Below are 20,515 nucleotides of genomic sequence, written 5' to 3' on the forward strand. Positions count from 1 at the left end.
ACAATCCGAAAACCACTTGAGAGCTTCCTTTAGGGCGCATTCAGCAACCGCCAGCGGCGCCCCGCCCTCGTTGTGTCGGTATATAGACCCCACCAACCAAAACTGTCAACACGCCTTTTCCAAAAAAACGCACAAAACAAAACTTTCTCAAATCAGCCAAGCAACCCCTGGGGATAACTCAACCGACACCACACCAAGAAGCCAGCAAATACGGGAATTCTGCTCCCGGACAGGGGAAATGTGACAGTTATAATCCGTTAACCATAAGCTGTTTTCCGGTTCCCCGGCACGGAAATATCCATTTTTTCCGCGATGAAGATGAGCGGGCCGACCAAATGAACCGACTCAGGGCGCGAAAACAAACAGCCCGGCTTGAGACCGGGCTGTTGCATTCAGAACAGGGTGGGCATTTTACCCCTTGTTCTTGTTGTAGACGTCGAAAACCACGGCCGCGAGCAGGACCAGCCCCTTGATCACCTGCTGCCAGTCGATGTTGACGCCCATGATCGACATGCCATTGTTCATGACGCCCATGATAAAGGCGCCGATGACAGCACCCATCACCTGCCCGACGCCGCCCATCGCCGACGCGCCGCCGATGAAGACGGCGGCGATCACATCGAGCTCAAAGCCGAGACCGGCCTTCGGCGTTGCCGTGTTGAGGCGAGCGGCAAAGATCAGCCCGGCCAGCGCGGCCAGAACCCCCATATTGACGAAGGTAAGAAAGGTCAGCCGCTCCGTCTTGATGCCGGACAGCTTTGCCGCCTTCTCGTTGCCGCCCATGGCGTAGATACGCCGCCCGACGGTCATGCGTTTCGTCACGAAAACGAACAGGGCGATCAGCAGCGACATGACGATCAGGACATTCGGCAAGCCCTTATAGGAGGACAGCAGATAAGTCAGGAACAGGATGATGCCGGCGATGATCAGGTTCTTGGCGGCAAACAGAGCAAACGGCTCGCCCTGATAGCCGTGCTTCTCGCGTTTGGCCCGACCGCGCAGGCTGAAATAGATCATCGCCGCCACGAGAAGGATACCGACCAGCATCGAGGTGATGTTGAAACCGGCGCCACCGAAGACGTCGGGAATGAAACCGGAGCTGAGCAACTGGAACTGCGGCGGGAACGGTCCGACGGACTGGCCGCCAAGAAGCCACAGGGCCAGCCCCTTGAAGACGAGCATCCCTGCCAGGGTCACGATGAAGGACGGTATCTTGTGATAGGCGACCCAATAGCCCTGGGCCGCGCCGATGAGACCGCCCATGATCAGGCACAGGATTGTCGCCGGTATATAATGGATATGCCATTGCACCATCATCACGGCGGCAAGCCCGCCGACAAATCCCGAGACCGACCCCACCGACAGATCGATGTGACCGGCGACGATCACCAGCAGCATGCCGAGGGCCATGATGATGATGTAGCTGTTCTGCAGGACGAGGTTGGTCAGGTTGACCGGGCGGAACAGCGTGCCGTTCGTGGTGAACTGGAAGAACAACATGATCAGGATCAGCGCCAGCACCAGCCCGTATTCGCGCAGATTGCCCTTCATGGGCGACCCGTCCGTCTTGGCTTCGGTTTTCGTCGGGGTTGCTGCGGTTTCAACAGTCATGATGTTTTCCCTTCGGCACGGATAATGGCGCGCATGATCTTTTCCTGGCTTGCTTCCTTGGCTGGCATTTCGCCGACGATCCTTCCCTGGTTCATCACATAGATCCGGTCACAGACGCCGAGCAGCTCCGGCATTTCCGACGAGATCATCAGCACGCTTTTGCCCTCGCTCACCAGCTGGTTGATGATGGAATAGATTTCATATTTTGCCCCGACGTCGATCCCGCGGGTCGGCTCGTCCAACATCAGCAGGTCCGGATTGGCAAAAAGCCATTTCGACAGGACAACCTTCTGCTGGTTGCCGCCGGAAAGGTTGCCGGTTTTCTGATAGATGCTGGACGAGCGGATATTGGTTTTGCGGCGGTATTCATTGGCCACTTTCAATTCCGCCATATCGTCCAGCACACCACCATGCGACACAGCGTTGAGGTTGACGATGGTGGTGTTGTGCTTGATGTGGTCGATCAGATTGAGCCCATAGGTCTTGCGATCTTCCGTGACATAGGCGATGCCGTTTTCGACGGCCTTGCCGATGGTCGAGACATCCACCTTCCTGCCCTTGATGAAAACCTCGCCGCTGATCTTGCGGCCATAGGCCTTGCCGAAGACACTCATGGCAAATTCGGTGCGCCCTGCCCCCATCAGCCCGGCGATCCCCACGACCTCGCCTTTGCGAACGTTGAGATTGATGCCGTTGATGACGGTCCGGTCGCTGTGAACGTGATGGTGAACCACCCAGTCCTTCACTTCAAAGACGACGTCGCCAATATCCGGCTCGCGCTGGGGAAAGCGATCCGCCAGCTGGCGCCCGACCATGGAGGTCACGATCCGGTCCTCGGAGATCGCGTCCTTGTCCAGCGTTTCGATCGTCGCCCCGTCGCGCAGCACGGTGATGCGGTCGGCAACCTTGCCGACTTCGTTCAGCTTGTGGGAAATCAGGATCGACGAAATACCCTGCGCCTTGAATTCCAGCAGCAGTTCAAGCAGCGCATCGCTGTCCTTTTCATTCAGACTGGCTGTCGGCTCATCGAGAATGAGCAGTTCGACCTCTTTCGACAGGGCCTTGGCGATTTCCACCAGCTGCTGCTTGCCGACGCCGAGATTGGTGATCAGCGTCTGCGGATCTTCGCGCAGGCCGACCTTCTTGAGCAGCGCGCGCGTGCGGGTTTCCGCAGCATGCCAGTCGATAATGCCGAATTTCGCCGGTTCATTGCCCAGGAAGATGTTCTCGGCAATGGACAGAAGCGGCACAAGCGCCAGCTCCTGATGAATGATGATAATGCCTTTCGCTTCACTGTCGCCGATATCGCGAAAGTGCTGTTCCTGCCCGTTATAGTGAATTTCACCCTCATAGCTGCCATGCGGATAGACACCGCTCAACACTTTCATGAGGGTTGATTTTCCCGCACCGTTCTCGCCGACGAGCGCGTGAATCTCGCCCTTGCGGACATTCAGATTGACATTGTTGAGCGCTTTCACCCCGGGAAAGGTTTTGGTGATATTGTGCATTTCGAGGATAGTATCCATGCAGATCCTCATCGACGCCTGCGAGCAGCATATAGGCTCAGACGGCGTTTCTCTTGGCAAACTTATAGAAACCCAGCGGTCGCACACCAGCGGAATATTCTTGGCAGGTATCACGACCGGCGTAACAACAAACCCTGCGCAATGATGCGCAGGGTTTGCCGGATATCCAAGACTTATTTGATCTGGGCTTCGGTGTAATAACCGCCGCCAATCAGGATTTCCTTCCAGTTGGTCTTGTCCACTTCCACCGGCTTCAGGAGATAGGACGGAACAACCTTGACACCATTGTTGTAGGTCTTGGTGTCGTTGATCTCCGGCTGCTCGCCCTTCAGCACCTTGTCGATGACGTTCGACGTCACCTTGGCCAGTTCACGCGTGTCCTTGTAGATCGTGGAATACTGTTCGCCGGCAATGATCGACTTAACCGAGGGAACTTCGGCATCCTGCCCGGAAACAAACGGGAACGGCTGGTCCTTGGTGCCGTAGCCGACACCGCGCAGCGACGAGAGGATACCGATCGACAGGCCATCATACGGGGACAGAACGGCGTTGACCTTCTTGTCCGTGTAATAGGCGGAAAGGAGATTATCCATGCGGGCCTGGGCGACCGCGCCATCCCAGCGCAGCGTACCGACCTTGTCCATGCCGGTCTGGCCGGACTGGACGACGAGCTTGCCGCTGTCGATCAGAGGCTGAAGCACGGACATGGCGCCATTGTAGAAGAAGAACGCGTTGTTATCGTCGGGTGAGCCGCCGAACAGTTCGATGTTGAACGGGCCCTTTGCTTCGGGAAGACCAAGTGCCTTCACGAGCGATCCGGCCTGCAGGACACCAACCTGAAAATTGTCAAACGTCGTGTAGTAGTCGACATTGCCGGAATCGCGGATCAGGCGATCATAGGAAATGACCTTGATGTTCGCATCATGCGCCTGCTGCAGCACATTGGACAGCGTGGTGCCGTCAATGGCCGCGATGACCAGAACCTTCACGCCCTTGGTGACCATGTTTTCGATCTGGGCAAGCTGGTTTGGAATGTCATCTTCCGCATATTGCAGGTCGGTGGTGTAGCCGCGTTCCTTGAGCGCCTTCACCATATTGTCTCCGTCAGCAATCCAGCGTGCGGAGGATTTCGTCGGCATCGAGATGCCAACGGCGCCCTTGTCCTGAGCAAAACCCTGCGTACCCATCGCAGAAAGCGCGATCAGGCCTGCAGCAACCATCTTAAACATTTTCACTGGTATCCTCCCAATTTCCCTAATGGACGCTATTTTAGTCGAGCATGTTTTCCGGGCGGAATCGTCTTCGTATCAGCCTCCAGCTCCTCCCAGAGCACGATCCTTGCAACACTTATCTCAAAAGTATGACTTTTGGAATAGTCCTTTCGAACCACAGCAAAAAGTCTTTCCCAGCGGGCCACCAGCGCAATCAGAAAACCGGGCTCGCAACCGTTTACATCGATATAATACTATTATAGTATTTTTCAAAAATCACTCGCTAAAAGTCAAGAATGAAGTGAAGCGGCGCTTGCTTCACACGACAATTCCCCGGGAGGACAGACGTGAATTTGGTTCAATTGCTCAATGCCAATGGGAAGCGGCAGGTTGCCGCGCGGGTGGATGATACGTTCCGGCACGTGAAACGGACCCGGTCGGTTCTCGAACTCGCGCACGCCGCCATTGAAGCCAAGACCTCCCTCTCCAGGATCGTCGAAGAGCGCGGGCTGGGCAAAGTGCTCGATATTGAGGCCGCCTATGCCGAAGGACGGTTGCTGTCGCCCGTCGATACGCACGATCCAGCCCACATCCATCTGACGGGAACGGGCCTGACCCATCTTGGATCCGCAGCGACGCGCGATGCCATGCACCGCAAGATCGACGATGCCAAGGAAGAAACCCTGACCGATTCGATGAAGATGTTCCGCATGGGTCTTGAAGGCGGCAAACCCAGAAAAGGACAGACCGGCGTACAGCCGGAATGGTTCTACAAGGGCAACGGCACGATGCTCACCGGGCCGGGGCAGCCGCTTTTGTCTCCAGCCTTTGCCGAAGACGCCGGCGAAGAACCGGAGATTGCCGGTATCTATGTGATCGGTTCCGACGGCACGCCGTTCCGCATCGGCTTTGCACTCGCCAATGAATTCTCCGATCATGTCACCGAGCGCGTCAATTATCTCTTTCTGGCTCACTCCAAACTGCGCCCCTGTTCCCTGGGACCGGAGTTGATCGTCGGTGATCTGCCGGCCGACATTCGCGGCAGTTCGCGTATCCTGCGCAAGGGCAAGACGATCTGGGAAAAGCCTTTCCTGTCCGGTGAAGACAACATGTCCCACACCATTGCCAATCTCGAACATCATCATTTCAAGTATCCGGTTTTCCGCCAGCCCGGCGATGTCCATGTCCACATGTTCGGAACCGCAACGCTGTCCTTCGCCGATGGCATCAAGACAGAGAATGGCGACGTCTTTGAAATCGAAGCCCCCGCCTTCGGCCTACCCTTGCGCAATCCGCTGAAAATACAAAAGCCGGTAAAGGTGAAAGTGGCTACACTTTAAGGTGCAAAACTGCCAGACAGGTCCGCACGCCCTGCCCGCAACAATAATCGGTACAGATGATGACAATGACGCCGTCCGTTTTCGCACGTTATCCCGGCCTGTCCGGCAAGCCAGTTTTCATTTCCGGCGGTGCGACGGGTATCGGCGAGATGATCGTCCGCGCCTTTGCGGCGGAAGGCGCCAGGGTGGGATTTGTTGATCTTGCCGAAGCGGAGGGCAGGAAACTTGCTGACGAACTGAATGCCTCAGGCGGCAACGTAACATTTCGCGCCGCCGACGTGACGGATATTGGTGCCTATCAAAGGACAATTCGCGCAATCGAGGACATCCACGGCGCGACAACGGTTCTCGTGAACAATGCTGCCAATGACACACGCCATGACTGGCGTGAGGTGACACCGGAGTATTTCGATCAGCGCATCGCCGTAAACCTGCGCCATATGTTTTTCGCCATCCAGGCAGTCGCACCGGCAATGATTGCGACCGGCGGCGGTTCCATCATCAATTTCGGCTCCGTCGGCTGGATGATGGCGTCGGGAGGATATCCCGGCTACGCCTCTGCCAAGTCGGCCGTCCACGGCCTCACGCGCTCCTTTGCCCGCGATCTTGGCAAACACGCTATCCGCGTCAACACGCTGGTGCCGGGATGGGTGATGACCCAGCGCCAGCTCGATCTTTGGGTCGACGATGCAGCCAATGCATTGATTGACCGCAGCCAATGCCTGGCTGGACGGGTCATGCCGGATGATATCGCCCGCATGGCGCTGTTTCTCGCATCGGATGATTCCAGAATGTGTTCCGCCCAGAACTTCATCGTCGACGGCGGATGGGTCTAAGGCTCTAGTCCGGGCCCGAGGCTGCGAGGACGCGTTCGGCGCCATCCTGAATGACGCCGCGCATGGCTTCCTTGGCAGCCGCCACGTCCCGGTCCCTGATGGCATCGGCGATGGCCCTGTGCCGTGCAACCGAATGCATGTGACGCTCGGTGTTGGGTATGGGCGAGCTGATTGTGAAGGTTGTCACCAGCGCCACCTCGATGAGGGCACTGATCGAACGCATGAACGGATTGCCGGAGGCTTCCGCAATGGCGATGTGGAACTGGAGGTCGCTATGGACAAAATGGGCTGGCGATTCCCGTGTGCTGCCCATCTGCTCAACCCATTCGTAGAGCTTTGCAAGCTGCGCTTCGGTGCGCCGCAGTGCGGCAAGACCCGCAGCTTCCGGTTCCAGCGCCAGACGCATTTCCACGATGCTCGACAGGAAGGCGGCGCTGGCACCGGCCTCGAAATGCCAGACGAGAATATCCGGATCGAAAAGATTCCAGTTGGAGCGTTCCAGCACGCGGGTGCCGATCTTGGCCTTGGGCTGGATGAGCCCTTTTGCTGCGAGGGTCTTCAACGCCTCGCGCAGAACGGTGCGCGACACGCCAAAGCGCTCGAGTAATTCCGCGTCCCCCGGCAGAATGCTGTTCTCGGGATAGGACCCGTTGACGATCCGCAGGCCAAGATCGCGCATGACGTGGCCGTGATGCGTACGCGAATGACCCGCCGTACGAAAATCATAATTGCTGAGTTCGTTTTCGACCAATTGTATCCCTGTGACTGGCGATTTGCTTCTTGACGCTGAAGCAAATATTGATCGGCTCCACGTGCTTCGTGGACGCAGTCTGCTTCGCCAGTTCCTCCCTGACCACTATTTATAATATTATATGATCAATAACAATTCTCAATCTGAACAACGCACAAATCCGCTGCCGCTTGCCATAGGCGCTACCCTTGAAATCCAGCCGCCCCGCCGGTCAATTGCCCTCCGCTGCGCAGATCGCGCCGGAAGTCCGATGGGGACATGCCGGCAATATTGCGGAACGACTTGTTGAAGGCGCTGAGCGAGCCAAATCCGCTGTCCATCGCGACCTGCAGCACATTCGCCCTGTCCTGCAGCAGCATGGCCTGCGCGTAGGACAGCCTGAGAAGACTCACGTAATTGTTCAATGTCATGCCAGTCGATTTCTTGAACACGCTCATCGCATATTTGGGATGAAGCCCCGCCGACGTGGCTATGTCGATCGAGTCAATATCCTGCAGAAAGTTGCCTGCTATAAAATCACACATCCGCGCAACCGCCCTGGACGACTGCTGACTGGATGGTTCACCAGCAGACATATTCGGGCAATCAGGCACCAGGCGATAAGGCTCGAAGCCAATGCGTTCGATCCGCAGAAGCAGTTCATTGACCGCATGTTCCGCCTTCACCGGATCCCCCGACTGGGCATAACTATACCATCGCGTAAAGTTTTCCCTATCGGCCGTGTCGGTTGCAGCGGTGACAAGGGTTGCACCCTGCATCAATCGGCTCGGTACGCTCTCCGGCAACCGCATGCGAAAGAAATACACGAGCGGCAGATGCGCGCCCGCGTAAATCGAATCGTCGGAGGATTCGTCCATCCGGTGCGGCTGACCGCCCCAGAACAGGCACATGTCACCCGCATTGAGGCGGATTTTGTGATCCTTCATCCGATAATGCACGGAACCGCGAATGACGTAGTTGACCTCGACCTGTGCGTGCCAATGCGGCATGGCCATGATGAGCGGGTGATTGTGAAACATTTGCAGGGCTGTCGGCAACCCTTCGACACTGCTCGCCCCCGGCTGATAGATCGGCCTTTCTCCCATCTTACTTTCCGCCCAATTCATGTTCCCTTTATGAGAGACAGGCGCTCCCTTGCCGCTAGTGTAGCCATGTTCGCAAAGATCGGGCAATTGAAAAGGGAGGATTTTCAATGAGCTTCAAATTTCTTGGCGCGACAGCACTTGTCGCAGCATTGGGCATGGGTTCGGCGACCGCTTCGGCCCAGCCAACCGAAATTACCGTCTGGAGCTGGGATATCGCGGCTTCTTCCCTGAAAGCATCGCTGGAAGGCTTCAACAAGCAGTTTCCGGATATAAAGGTGAATGTTCAGGATCTTGGCAATAACCAGGTCTTTGACAAGACACTCGCAGCCTGTGCGGCAGGCGGGGGTGGCCTGCCGGATATCGTCACGATCGAGAATTACAAGGCCGAGATTTTCTGGAACCGCTTTCCCGATTGCTTCACCAATCTGAAGGAACTTGGCTACACCAGCGACATACAAGCCAAATTCCCGGATTTCAAACGCACCGAGCTGGAAGCCGGCGATGTCCCCTATGCCATGCCATGGGACTCCGGTCCCGTCGCCGTTTTTTACCGGCGCGACTATTACGAAAAGGCCGGCGTGGATCCCAAGAGCATAGTGACCTGGGATGATTTCATCGCCGCTGGCAAGAAAATTGCCGCTGCCAACCCCAGTGTTGTCATGGCTCAGGCGGACTTCAACGGCGACAGCGAATGGTTCCGTATGATCTCCAACGAGCAGGGTTGCGGCTTCTTTTCCGCCGATGGCCAGACCATCACGATCAACCAGCCCGCATGCATTGCCACGCTGGAGAAGATCAAGCAGATGAAGGACGCAGGCACGCTCACAGCGGCCAACTGGGACGAAAAGGTTCAGGCCAATACCGCCGGCACCGTCGCGAGCCAGCTCTATGGCGGCTGGTATGAGGGCACCATCCGCACCAACTCTCCCAAACTTGCTGGCAAATGGGGCGTCTACCTCATGCCAAGTCTTACTCCCAACGGGAGCCATGCGGCCAATGTCGGCGGTTCGTCATTGGCAATCAGCAGCGGCTCGCCGAACAAGGCAGCGGCCTGGACCTATATGAATTACGTCCTCGGCACCGATGAGGGACAGATCACCATGCTCAAGAATTTCGGTCTTGTACCCTCGCTGCTCAGCGCCGAGAAGCAGCCCTTCGTGTCCGAAGCACAGCCCTATTGGGGCGGGCAGGCAATCTGGACCGATATTCTTGGCACATTGCCAAAGATCGTGGCCGGTCGCGGCACCGCGTTTCAAGGTGATGCAAACGGCATCTACAAGGCAACCCAAACCAAATATTTTGCAGGAGGATATCCCGACGCAAAGGCTGCGCTGGATGATGCAGCAAACCAGATTGCATCGGCAACAGGACTGCCAATCGCTCAATGAGCTCGGCACCGGACAGGAGTGGGAGCGCCTGTCCGGCATTCCGTTGGAAGACCTGACTATCCGTCGTGGAGGACAATCGATGCAGCTGCGCAACCGGGCCGCCTATGGGTTCCTTGCCCCCTATCTCATGATTTTTGCGGCCTTCTGGATATGGCCGATCATCAGCTCATTTCTGATGTCGTTTCAGAACACCCGTGTGAACCCCTGGGTTTTCAGCTTTGGCGCCAATTGGGGCCGTCTGTTCAACGATCCCGCCTTCTACAATGCGCTGAAGAACACGATGATCATCCTGACCGTTCAGGTTCCGGTGATGATCACGCTAGCGACAGTCATGGCAGTGCTGCTCAATTCTCCACTCCTGAGAGCACGCGGCCTTTTCCGCTTTGCCTTCTTCGCACCCATCGTGGTCGGTGAAGTCGCCTATGCCGCCGTGTTCCGTCTCATGTTCAATCTTGATTTCGGTGTCATCAACAAACTGCTGAACAGTGTCGGCATAGCTTCGATTTCATGGTTTGCGGACGCCCCCGCGGCCATGGCGCTTCTCATCATCGCAGTGACATGGCGCTGGGCCGGATACAATGCGATCCTCATTCTGGCCGGGCTTCAGTCCATCCCCGGCGACGTCTACGAAGCCGCAACGCTGGATCGCGTGGGCAAGGCCCGGCAGTTCATCTACATCACACTGCCGCTTCTGAAGCCGATCATCCTTTTCTGTGTCATCCTGTCGATCATCGGCTCCATGCAGCTCTTCACCGAGCCGATGCTGATCACCAACCGTGGCGGACCCGGCGGCGGCACGGAAACCCTTGGGCTATTCCTGTACAGGCAAGGCTTCACCTCGCTCAATTTCGGCTACGCTTCGGCGATCGCCTACACCATGGCGGCGCTGGCGGTGCTGATTTCGCTGCTCAATCTTTGGATCGGGAGGGACGAGAAATGAAGTCGCAGTCACGCTCGACCCTGGTCCGCTCGCTGGCATTGCATGGCGTCCTCATCCCGCTGGCGATCATCTGGCTGTTTCCGCTCTGGATGATGTTCGTGTTCGCGACGATGCCGGACTCCGGCATTTTCAGCGCGCAGATCGAACTTCTCCCATCCACGCATTTCCTGGAGAATTTCAGCAATCTGCAGGCGGACACGGATTTCATCCGCGCCCTGACAATCTCCATCGGCGTCGCGATCGTCTACACAATCCTGTCGGTCCTGCTCACCTCCATGGCAGGCTGGGCCCTTGCCCGGTACCAATTCGTCGGCAAGTCGCTGGTCATCGCAATCATTCTCGGCACGATCACCCTGCCCTATTTCGTCGTGGTGATCCCGCAATTCATCATGGTGGCGCGGGAGTTCAAGATGGCGAACACATGGATTGCGCTCATCGTCCCGCCGCTCTTCAATTCGCTGGGCGTGCTGTTCATGCGGCAGGCCTTTTCCATGATGCCGGCTGAACTCTTCGATGCCGCGCGGGTGGAAGGGGTCAAGGAATGGCAGATCTTCCTGCGCATTGCCCTGCCTCTGGCACGGCCTACCATGGCGGCACTCGCGATCATTCTCTTCCTTGCAACCTGGAACAATTACCTCTGGCCGCTGCTGATCAATTCCCGGCCGGGCATGCTGACCGCTCCCGTTGCGCTCGGAACATTGATCGGTCTCACCAAGGTGTCGTGGGGCGGCATCATGGCCGGGGCCGTCATGCTCACGGCCCCGATCCTCGTCATTTTCATTCTTCTGCAGCGCCACTTCATCGCCGGCATCGCCGCCGGCGCCATCAAATAGGGAAACGCCGCATGGCCGAACTTTCACTCAGGAATGTCATCAAACGTTTCGGTTCCTACGAGATCATCCGCAATGCCAGCCTCGATGTGGCCGATGGTGAGTTCGTCGTCTTCGTCGGCCCCTCCGGTTGCGGCAAGTCCACGCTCTTGCGCATGATTGCCGGCCTTGAACACATAACGGACGGCGAAATCCATATCGGTGATACGCTGGTCAATGATGTCGAGCCTGCCGACCGCGGTATCGCCATGGTGTTCCAGTCCTATGCGCTGTACCCGCACATGACGGTCGAGCAGAATCTCGCCTTCGGCCTGCGCATGACCGGCAACCCCAAGGCCGATACGGATCGCCGCGTCCGGAAGGTGGCGGACATTCTTCAGATCAAGGAGCTGATGCAACGCCGCCCGAAGCAGCTGTCAGGCGGACAGCGCCAGCGCGTTGCCATCGGCCGCGCCATCGTCCGCGAACCACGGGTTTTCCTGTTTGATGAACCGCTCTCCAACCTCGATGCGGAGCTGCGGGTGCAGATGCGCGTCGAGATTTCCCGCCTGCACAAGGAACTGGGTACGACCATGATCTACGTGACCCATGACCAGACCGAAGCCATGACGCTGGCAGACAAGATCGTGGTGCTGCGGGGCGGTAATATTGAACAGATCGGCGCACCGCTCGATCTCTACGACAACCCAGCCAACCAGTTTGTGGCCGGTTTCGTTGGGTCGCCGAAAATGAACTTCATGAGCGCCGAGGTTATCGCGGCGAATCCTGACAGCATCACCATCACCCTCGTAAATCAGGGCAAAATCCGTCTCACCCTGCCCATGAACAATCCGCCTCCTGCAATCGGCGATAAGGTGACGCTCGGCGTGCGTCCCGAGCACTTCGCCAAGGCGGGTCAGGGGGATGCCGACATGACCGTCACGGTGGATGTTGCCGAACATCTCGGCAACACCAGTTACATCTACGCCAACGTCGCCGGCGGCGAACAATTGATCATCGAGCGTGAGGAATCGCGCAACGAACTCAAGACGGACACGCTGACCATCGCCATCAAATCCAGCCACGCCCTGCTGTTCGACAGTGCAGGAAACAGGCTTCGATAAACCGGACTTCGCTTTTCCGGTCACACTCCCGGTGGCCGCAACTCACCCAAAGAGGATCAAGCATGACTGACACACCAACGATCCGCTGGGGCATTATCGGCCCCGGCACCATAGCGCGCACCTTTGCCAGTGGCGTTGCCCATTCGGCAACGGGAAAGCTCATCGCGATTGCCTCGCGCAATCCGGACAAGCCGGAACTCGCGGCCCATTTCCCCGGCGCCCGCATCGTCAGTGGCTATGAAGCATTGCTGAATGATCCAGAAATCGACGCCGTCTATATCGCGACGCCGCACACCGGCCATGCCAAATGGGCGATCAAAACCATCCGCGCCGGCAAGCATGTGCTCGTTGAAAAGCCCATTGCTCTCAGCGCCTATGACGCCGATGCGATCTTCCATGAAGCCCGCAAGGCAGGTGTGTTTGCTGGTGAAGCCTTCATGTACCGGGTTCACCCGCAAACCGCCAAACTGATCGAACTCGTCAAAAGCGGTATCATCGGCGATATCCGTATCATCCGATCAAGTTTCGGTTTCAACATGGGCAGCGTCAAACCGGAGCACCGGTTGTTCGCCAATGAGACGGCAGGCGGCGGTATCCTCGACGTCGGCTGCTATCCCGTTTCCATGGCACGGCTGATTGCGGGCAGCGTCGAAGGCAAACCATTTCTCGAACCGGAATCTGTTGCAGGCGCCGCTCATCTTGGCCAGACAGGTGTCGACGAATGGGCGTCTGCCCTGCTTAAATTCCCGAACGGTATTGTTGCCGAGGTCTCCTGCTCGATCATGGCGGAGCAGGACAATACACTTCGTATCATCGGCGCACAGGGCCGCATCGAGGTTGGGGATTTCTGGTATGCCTCCGGTCAACAGGGCGGCACGGGCAAGATCGAGATTTTCCGGCCCGGCGGTGTGCATGAGACTATCGAAGTAGTGGAAGACCGCTGGCTTTATGCCTTTGAGGTGGATGCGGCAGGCAGTGCCATCCGCGAGAAACGGCAGGAATTTGCACCACCCGGCATGAGCTGGGCGGACTCGCTCGGCAATCTGCGGGTGCTGGATCAATGGCGTGCTTCTATCGGACTCGAATACAGCATTGAAAAAGCTGCCAAACGAACAACCACAATCTCCGGCAATGTGCCTGTGCAAGGCAAAAGCGTACCCAAGAGGGCAATCCCGGGTCTTGCGAAACCTGCATCATCCGTGGCGCTCGGATTTGAGTTCTTCCCGAATTTTGCCGCCGGTTCCCTGACCCTGGACGCCTATTACGAGGCAGGCGGCAATCTGTTCGATACGGCCTATATCTATGCCGGGGGAAAGACGGAGGAAATCTTCGGCGACTGGCACACCAGCCGCTCCGTTCCACGGGAGGATATTGTCCTCATCGGCAAGGGGGCCCATTCGCCGCTCTGCTATCCCGATGCCATTGGCAAACAGCTCTCCCGGTCGCTTGACCGCCTGAAGACTGATCATGTCGACGTCTATTTCATGCACCGCGACAACCCCGATATTCCCGTCGGCGAATTTGTCGACGCCATGGATGCCGAGGTTCGGGCAGGCCGGATTCGCGGCCCGTTCGGCGGGTCGAACTGGACGCGGGAACGCATGGACGAGGCTATTGCCTATGCGGCGAAGAACGGCAAGACAGCACCCGGTGCCCTGTCGAACAATTTCTCGCTCGCCGAAATGCTGGACCCGATCTGGGCCGGTTGTGTCGCAGCCTCGGATGAGGATTGGAAAAAGTGGCTGAACGCGAAGCAGATGCCGAACTTTGCCTGGTCAAGCCAGGGGCGCGGCTTCTTTACCGACCGCGCAGGCCGTGACAAGCGGGACGATGAGGAGCTGGTTCGCGTCTGGTATTCCGACAAGAACTTTGGCCGGCGTGATCGCGCCATAGAACTGGCAGGTAAACTCGGCCGTAATCCCATCCACGTGGCTCTCGCCTATGTGCTTGCCCAGCCCTTCCCTGTCATTCCGCTTATCGGCCCCCGGACACTTGGCGAGCTTGAAGACAGCCTTTCGGCACTCGACATCAATCTGACCCCGGATCAGGTGAAATGGCTGGAAGGATAGGCGTGGATGTGGCAAGCAGGAGGATAAAATCAGCAAGGGGGAAGCGATGAAGTATTCGGCATGTATCGAGTGGTTGTTCGCTCCCGAGTCGCCTGATTTCGCCAACCGCATCCGCCTGGCAAGGGATGCCGGGCTTGACGCGGTCGAGTTCTGGAAATGGACGGAAAAGGACATACCGGCGGTCGAAAAAGCGCTGGCTGAGACAAAACTTGCGTTGTCCAGTCTCGTCGCGGAGCCAATGATTCCGCTGACCGATCCTGCGTCCCATGATGCCTTTCTGGTTGGTCTGCGGGCCAGCGCCGAAATGGCGAACCGGCTGGGTGCCAAGGTGCTCATCGCGCAGGCCGGGGATGATCTTCCCGGCCGCACCCGCGCCGAACAACATCAGGCCTTGGTCGATTGCCTGACACAGGCGGCCGATGTGCTGGCTGGAACCGGCGTTGTGCTGGGGCTTGAACCACTCAATACCCTCATTGACCACAAGGGCTATTTTCTTCATTCAACGGTTGAAGGCCTTGATATTATCGATGAAGTAAACCGTCCGGAAATCCGGATTGTCTACGATATCTACCATTCTCTCGTCATGGGAGAAGCGACGGCAGAGGTGCTCAAAGACCGGATCGACCGCGTTGCCCATGTCCATATTGCTGACCATCCCGGCCGCAATGAGCCCGGCAGCGGCACACTGGAATTGTCAAAATCCCTGCATTGGCTGTTTGACAACGGCTACAATGGATTTGTCGGGCTGGAGTACCGGCCAACCGCCGACACACAATCGAGTCTGGAGATGACGTTCCGCACACTTGGCCCACGTTAGAAGCGTGTTTTGCTATTGAAGTGCTGAGGGGGAAGCGGGTAAGCATGGATCGATCCTTGCTTCCTGCCTGCTGGCCATCAACGCATGGTTTTTGGCAACACCAAAGAGCGGATCAGACATGAAGGATGCCGATATCCATGACCGATCCGCGCAAACGTCACACCCTGCCAACCATTGCGGATGTCGCCGAACTGGCGGGTGTCTCCCGCGCCATCGCGTCCCGGGCGCTGTCAAGTGAACCAAGGCCCGTCTCGGCAGACAAACGGGAGCGGGTATTGGCAGCGGCTGCCAAGCTTGGCTTCAAACCCAACCTCCTGGCGCGGAGCCTGACCACGAAGACCGTCAATCTCGTTGCCGTCATCGTCAACCACATCCATGATCTCTCGGACCTTGACCTGTTCGATCTCCTGATCAGCCAGATCCAGTCCATCGGCAAACAGGTGATCTTTGTCCGCGTCGGCTCGGCCGAACGAATAGACGAGTTCCTGCGCAACGGCATTGCCTATCACGTCGATGCAGCCCTCGTGTTTTCGGATTTCGCCGATGCGGAAACGGTGCGGAAAATGTTCCGCAACGACAGCGTCCTGATGCTTAACGGCATGCGGGATGTGAGCTCTCCCGCCATCATTCCCGATGAGCAGGTGGGGATTGCCGCAGCGGTCACTGATGCGCGAAACAAGGGCGTGCGCAGTGCACTCCTCGTGACTGGCCGGTCCGCCTCGCCGGTCGAACAGACGCGCATCGCCGTCTACAAATCGGAACTGCAGCGCCAGGACATCAGGCTGGTCGCAGAACTGCGTGGTGACTATTCCTACCAGAGCGGCCGCCATGTGGCATCCTCGTCCGATTGGCAAACAGCGGACGCGGTGTTCTGCACATCCGACGCGATGGCCATGGGTGTTCTCGATGTGCACCGGAACGACTTTCCGGACAACCGGCCGCGGACATTCCGTCTCTACGGCTTCGACGACGTGACCCTGGCGGAATATGAGGCCTACCCGATTTCATCCATCGGTTACGACAAGGCCGCCTATATCGATGAAATCCTGAAGTTTCTGCGGGAACCAGCCCTGTTCAACGCGGGCGAGAAACTCATCCAGGTGCCGACCTATTTCGTCGCGCGGTCAAGCTCCTGATCGAAAAGCAAAGGCCGGGAACGATGCCCGGCCTTTGACTCGAAGTTACCAGAGCGGCGTCAGCGCCGGCGGGTTGGATTTTTCGCCCCACCACTTCTTGTAATTCGCATCATAGGCGCCGGACTGGATGTAGTCGGAGACGAACATATCAAGCCAGCGGACGAATTCCGGATCGCCCTTGGCAACGGCAATGCCGATCGGATCGTTGGAATAGAGGCCGGGCAAGGTTACCAGATTGTCGTTCTTGGTGGCGAGATAGTCGAGCAGCGACGAATCTTCGATGGCCGCAGCGACGCGCTTCTGCTGCAGGAGCAGCACGCCATCGGGCGAGAAATTGTCGGTATAGACCAGTTCCGCCGTCGGCACGCTCTTCTTCAGGAAGCTTTCGCCTGTCGTGCCGCGGCCGACAACCACCTTCTTGCCGGCCAGATCTTCCAGCTTGGCGATACCCGCATCCTTCTGCACGATGACGCGCAGGCCGGCACGGTTGTAGGGAATCGAGAAATTGACGGTCTTGGCGCGTTCCAGCGTCGCGGAGGTATTGGCCACCACGATATCGAGCTGGCCGGAGACCAGCATGGACACGCGGGCATCGCCGGAAACGTCGGTGAACTCAACGGGAACGCCAAGCTTGGCCGCCAGCATGGTTGCCACATCGACATCATAGCCGACCGGATTGTTCTTGTCGTCGCGGAAACCGATGGGCTCGCCGCCAAGCGACACGCCGATGCGGACCTTTCCCTGCGCGCGAATGTCATCAATCTTCCCGGCATGCGCCACGCCGGTAAAAGCCAGTGCACCGGTCAGCGCGAGCGCCGCCAGTTTTCCAATGAACCGTTTCATGAATGTCCCCTTTGTGTTGTTTGTTGCGGATCATATTTTCGGGCAAGCCGGCGTTCGGGTTCCTCCATCCCGGCTTCCCAGAACCAGTATTTGATTTCATCGTCGCAGCGGAAACTTGCCACATCGTGATTGCCCTTGGCGTCGATGGCATGAATGACGACACCAGCCAAGAATCCCGTGGTCAGCTGTGCGAGGTCTTCCATCGCCATGTCGACCGCTGCGCGCAAGGAATGGCCGAAGCGCATGGCGAGCACGATGCTGCGGGCCGTGCCACAGCGGATGGTCATTTCACCCGTATGGGTGCAGGCGGCGGCACCATAGCGGCTGTCCGCATAGAACCCGGCACCGGCGATGGGCGAATCGCCGAGGCGCCCCGGATATTTCCAGGCCCAGCCGGAGGTGGAGGTGACCGCGTGAATGCCGTTGGCGGAATCCTTCGACAGGAACACCGTGGTATCGCGGACCCGTTCCGGATCGGTAATGGTGCGGCTCAAGGGCGCGAGCGGAATATCTGGAAAGGCTGCCAACTCCTCCGGCGTCAATTCCTTCTGCAGCCGCTCCCACCAGACGCGTTTGCTGTCTTCATATAACGTTTCATCGAGGGGAAAGCCGATTTCCGTGGCAAAACGGCGGGCGCCATCGCCGGTCAGCATGACATGCGGTAATCGTTTCATCACCGCATGCGCGAGCGCGGCGACGGGTAGCGTATCGGGAACCGCGCCGACGGCGCCAACATCCCGCGTCGTGCCATCCATCACACCCGCATCGAACTCCATGCGCCCGAGCATGTTGGGCCAACCGCCGAAGCCGACACTGCGGACCTTCACTTCGCGCTCGACTTCGCTGATACCGGCGACCATGGCGTCAAGGCCGTGCGCCTCCTGCTTGAGGAGCTCGACGCTCCTGGCAAAACCTGGCCAAGCCTCGTTGTTCGCAATCAGGATCATTGTCAGTCTTTACGCATTTTGGAGAGAAACTGGGCGATGCGTGGCTTGGCCATGCCGCCATCGGCTGCAAAGAATTCAGCTGTCGGCAGGTCGACAACGAGCTGTCCCTTGTCGAGAAAGACGATCCGCGACGAGATCGTCCGGGCAAACTCGATTTCATGCGTGACGAAAACCATCGTCGTTCCGTCGTGGGCGAGCTTGGCGAGAATGGCCAGCACATCCGACGTCATCTCGGGATCGAGTGCACTGGTGATTTCATCGAGCAGGAGATAGCGCGGCTTCATGGCCAGCGCCCGGCAGATACCGACACGCTGGCGCTGCCCGCCGGACAGTTGCGCCGGGAAGGCATCGGCACGGGCACTCAGGCCAACGGAGTCCAGAAGCGTACGCGCATCGGCTTCCGCCTGCTTGCGCGGTATTTTCAGCACTTCCACTGGTGCCAGCGCAATGTTCTGCACGGCAGTCATATGCGGGTAGAGATTGAAAAGCTGAAAAACCGTCGCCGACCGTTTGCGGGCTTCCGACAGCTCCTTCGGGCGCGACACGTCGAAATCATCAATGGTGATGCGCCCGCCATCGAGCTTCTCCAGGCCGTTCATGCAGCGGATCAGGGTCGATTTGCCCGAGCCGCTGGAGCCGAGAATGGACACGACTTCACCGCTGTGGACATCAAGGTCTATTCCGTCGAGTACGGCCGCAGAACCAAACGCCTTGCGTACTCCTCTCACGCTGATCATTTCAGAGACCTTTCCATGCAGTGTGTGCCCTCAACCGCTTCTCCAGCTTGGCTCCGCCAAAGGCGACGAGCTTGGCCATGACATAATAAAGCCCGCCCACAACAGCCCAGACGATGAATGGTTTCAGCGTGCGCAGATTGAGAATGTTGCCGATCTTCGTCAGGTCCACCACGCCGATCACCGATATCAGCGATGTCACCTGCAGCTGGTTCACCAGAAGACCGGTTAGCGGACCGATGGCAAACGCCATGGCCTGCGGTGCGATGATGCGGCGAAGGATTTGCCAACGCGACAAACCGAAAACCCGGGCAGCTTCGATCTGGTCGCGGCCGATAGACTCGATCGCCGACACGGCAATGACATAGACAAACGCCGCCGTATTGCCCGACAGCGTGATCACTGCGGCCTCGACCGGCGTTACATTGATCTTGGCAAAAGCAGGCAGGCCGAAGAACACGAGAAACAGCTGGACCAGAACCGGGGAGTTTTTCAGCACTTCCGCGACGACAGCCACAACCTGCGCCAGCACGGGAATGCGATAGAACCGGATGACGGCCCATAGAGAGCCGATGAAAAGGCCGATGATTGTCGTTGCCAGGAAAAGCGCGAGGGAAACACCCAGCCCCTGCGCGAGCAGGACGATGTCATAGGAGGTGAACGCCGTATAACGCATCAGGCGGCCTCTGTCTGATCACGGTTGAGATAGCGATGCAACGCGCCGATGGCGAGCGAGACCAGATAGGTCAGGCAGGCATAGGCGACAAGCAGAACCGCATAGATTTCGAAGGGCCGGAACGTATCCGATGCCACGATCTTGGCCGAACCGGTCAATTCGTTCAGCGTGATCGTCGAGAGGATCGACGATGTCAGGATGAGATTGATGAAAACCGAACCCAGGGGCCGCACCGAGGTCCTCAACGCAATCGGCATGACGATCTTGCGGAAGATCGTCGGCTTGGAAAGTCCGCTGACTTCGGCCGCTTCCAGGATGCCGGGATCGATCGAGAGGATTCCCGACCGGATCACATCCGAGGTAAAAGCGCCGCCCGCGATGGAAAGTGCAATAACACCCGTGGTGAACGCATCGATGTAGATGCCGATCTCCGGCAGGCCGTAAAAGAAAAAGAACAGCTGGACGATGAACGGAATGTTGCGGAACAGATCGACATAGACATAGGCAATGCGGGAGAGAAGCGGCGACGCGGATGTGACCAGTGCTGCAACGACCGTACCAATGCACAGGCTGCCGGCAAGCGCCAGCACGCAAGCCTCAGCTGTCAGGACCGCCCCTTTCACGAGGAAAGGAATGTGCGGTGCCAATATGGTCAGATCAAAGGTCAAACGT

Annotated in this window: 20 protein-coding genes; 10 read left to right on the forward strand and 10 right to left on the reverse strand. The window is 57.9% G+C overall.

Going from position 1 to position 20,515, the window contains the following annotated elements; all coding sequences use genetic code 11:
* Positions 1-411: 411 nt before the first annotated feature.
* Complete coding sequence (gene mmsB / locus ACP7B1_RS12285) at positions 412-1,611, reverse strand: multiple monosaccharide ABC transporter permease (protein WP_346304881.1); 1,200 nt, start codon at positions 1,609-1,611, stop codon at positions 412-414.
* Entirely contained in the window at positions 1,608-3,137 is a 1,530-nt protein-coding gene (gene mmsA, locus ACP7B1_RS12290; RefSeq protein WP_426136941.1) for a multiple monosaccharide ABC transporter ATP-binding protein, read from the reverse strand. Before mmsA ends, mmsB begins: the two co-directional genes overlap by 4 nt.
* Between mmsA and ACP7B1_RS12295 the strand changes: the two genes are divergently transcribed.
* Positions 3,136-3,282 carry a hypothetical protein gene (locus tag ACP7B1_RS12295; RefSeq protein WP_346304882.1) on the forward strand — a complete coding sequence of 49 codons (147 nt, stop codon included), beginning with the start codon at positions 3,136-3,138 and terminating at the stop codon, positions 3,280-3,282. The two genes, mmsA and ACP7B1_RS12295, sit on opposite strands and share 2 nt — an antisense overlap.
* A gap of 28 nt (positions 3,283-3,310) precedes the next feature.
* Here the strand turns inward: ACP7B1_RS12295 and chvE are convergent, their stop codons facing one another.
* Positions 3,311-4,366 carry a multiple monosaccharide ABC transporter substrate-binding protein gene (gene chvE, locus ACP7B1_RS12300; protein ID WP_288191311.1) on the reverse strand — a complete coding sequence of 352 codons (1,056 nt, stop codon included), beginning with the start codon at positions 4,364-4,366 and terminating at the stop codon, positions 3,311-3,313.
* Positions 4,367-4,695: 329 nt separating this feature from the next.
* Between chvE and araD1 the strand changes: the two genes are divergently transcribed.
* Together araD1 and ACP7B1_RS12310 are read left to right on the forward strand one after the other, a co-directional pair.
* Entirely contained in the window at positions 4,696-5,688 is a 993-nt protein-coding gene (gene araD1 / locus ACP7B1_RS12305; protein ID WP_346304883.1) for an AraD1 family protein, read from the forward strand.
* Between the two features lie 65 nt (positions 5,689-5,753).
* Positions 5,754-6,524, forward strand: a complete 771-nt coding sequence (locus ACP7B1_RS12310; RefSeq protein ID WP_346304884.1) for an SDR family oxidoreductase — start codon at positions 5,754-5,756, stop codon at positions 6,522-6,524.
* 4 nt (positions 6,525-6,528) lie between these two features.
* Here the strand turns inward: ACP7B1_RS12310 and ACP7B1_RS12315 are convergent, their stop codons facing one another.
* Positions 6,529-7,203 carry a FadR/GntR family transcriptional regulator gene (locus ACP7B1_RS12315; protein WP_346304924.1) on the reverse strand — a complete coding sequence of 225 codons (675 nt, stop codon included), beginning with the start codon at positions 7,201-7,203 and terminating at the stop codon, positions 6,529-6,531.
* A 254-nt stretch (positions 7,204-7,457) separates the two neighbouring features.
* Positions 7,458-8,381 (reverse strand): helix-turn-helix domain-containing protein, encoded by a 924-nt coding sequence (locus tag ACP7B1_RS12320; RefSeq protein ID WP_346304885.1) that lies wholly within the window; start codon positions 8,379-8,381, stop codon positions 7,458-7,460.
* A gap of 86 nt (positions 8,382-8,467) precedes the next feature.
* Here ACP7B1_RS12320 and ACP7B1_RS12325 point away from each other — a divergent pair, with 86 nt between their 5' ends.
* The 7 genes from ACP7B1_RS12325 (at position 8,468) to ACP7B1_RS12355 (ending at position 16,643) form a co-directional block, all read left to right on the forward strand.
* Positions 8,468-9,748 carry an ABC transporter substrate-binding protein gene (locus ACP7B1_RS12325; RefSeq protein ID WP_346304886.1) on the forward strand — a complete coding sequence of 427 codons (1,281 nt, stop codon included), beginning with the start codon at positions 8,468-8,470 and terminating at the stop codon, positions 9,746-9,748.
* Positions 9,749-9,827: 79 nt separating this feature from the next.
* On the forward strand, positions 9,828-10,688 hold the full coding sequence (locus tag ACP7B1_RS12330; protein ID WP_346304925.1) for a carbohydrate ABC transporter permease: 861 nt from the start codon (positions 9,828-9,830) through the stop codon (positions 10,686-10,688).
* The gene (locus ACP7B1_RS12335) at positions 10,685-11,521 is read left to right on the forward strand and encodes a carbohydrate ABC transporter permease (RefSeq protein WP_346304887.1); all 837 of its coding nucleotides are present in this window, start codon (positions 10,685-10,687) and stop codon (positions 11,519-11,521) included. The genes ACP7B1_RS12330 and ACP7B1_RS12335 overlap by 4 nt, the downstream gene beginning before the upstream one ends.
* A gap of 11 nt (positions 11,522-11,532) precedes the next feature.
* Positions 11,533-12,621, forward strand: coding sequence for a sn-glycerol-3-phosphate ABC transporter ATP-binding protein UgpC (locus tag ACP7B1_RS12340; RefSeq protein ID WP_346304888.1), 1,089 nt, complete (start codon positions 11,533-11,535; stop codon positions 12,619-12,621).
* Between the two features lie 62 nt (positions 12,622-12,683).
* Positions 12,684-14,690, forward strand: coding sequence for an aldo/keto reductase (locus ACP7B1_RS12345; RefSeq protein WP_426136942.1), 2,007 nt, complete (start codon positions 12,684-12,686; stop codon positions 14,688-14,690).
* Between the two features lie 46 nt (positions 14,691-14,736).
* On the forward strand, positions 14,737-15,507 hold the full coding sequence (locus ACP7B1_RS12350; protein WP_223614167.1) for a TIM barrel protein: 771 nt from the start codon (positions 14,737-14,739) through the stop codon (positions 15,505-15,507).
* Positions 15,508-15,644: 137 nt separating this feature from the next.
* Positions 15,645-16,643, forward strand: a complete 999-nt coding sequence (locus ACP7B1_RS12355; protein ID WP_346304890.1) for a LacI family DNA-binding transcriptional regulator — start codon at positions 15,645-15,647, stop codon at positions 16,641-16,643.
* A 45-nt stretch (positions 16,644-16,688) separates the two neighbouring features.
* On the opposite strand, the gene ACP7B1_RS12360 is transcribed toward ACP7B1_RS12355, so the two are convergent.
* From ACP7B1_RS12360 to ACP7B1_RS12380, 5 genes are read right to left on the reverse strand one after another with little or no spacing between them, the layout of a single operon-like run.
* On the reverse strand, positions 16,689-17,486 hold the full coding sequence (locus tag ACP7B1_RS12360) for a transporter substrate-binding domain-containing protein (protein ID WP_223614169.1): 798 nt from the start codon (positions 17,484-17,486) through the stop codon (positions 16,689-16,691).
* Positions 17,483-18,433, reverse strand: coding sequence for an isoaspartyl peptidase/L-asparaginase (locus ACP7B1_RS12365; protein ID WP_346304891.1), 951 nt, complete (start codon positions 18,431-18,433; stop codon positions 17,483-17,485). The genes ACP7B1_RS12360 and ACP7B1_RS12365 overlap by 4 nt, the downstream gene beginning before the upstream one ends.
* 2 nt (positions 18,434-18,435) lie before the next feature.
* A complete protein-coding gene (locus ACP7B1_RS12370; RefSeq protein WP_346304892.1) occupies positions 18,436-19,170 on the reverse strand; it encodes an amino acid ABC transporter ATP-binding protein in 735 nt (244 codons plus the stop codon).
* Position 19,171: 1 nt separating this feature from the next.
* On the reverse strand, positions 19,172-19,843 hold the full coding sequence (locus ACP7B1_RS12375) for an amino acid ABC transporter permease (RefSeq protein ID WP_346304893.1): 672 nt from the start codon (positions 19,841-19,843) through the stop codon (positions 19,172-19,174).
* Positions 19,843-20,511: an amino acid ABC transporter permease gene (locus ACP7B1_RS12380; protein ID WP_130272359.1), complete on the reverse strand. Its 669-nt coding sequence runs from the start codon at positions 20,509-20,511 to the stop codon at positions 19,843-19,845. The genes ACP7B1_RS12375 and ACP7B1_RS12380 overlap by 1 nt, the downstream gene beginning before the upstream one ends.
* Positions 20,512-20,515 lie beyond the last annotated feature (4 nt).

Origin of the sequence: Phyllobacterium sp. SL163 (genome assembly GCF_049896885.1) — a bacterium.
Classification (GTDB): domain Bacteria; phylum Pseudomonadota; class Alphaproteobacteria; order Rhizobiales; family Rhizobiaceae; genus Phyllobacterium; species Phyllobacterium calauticae.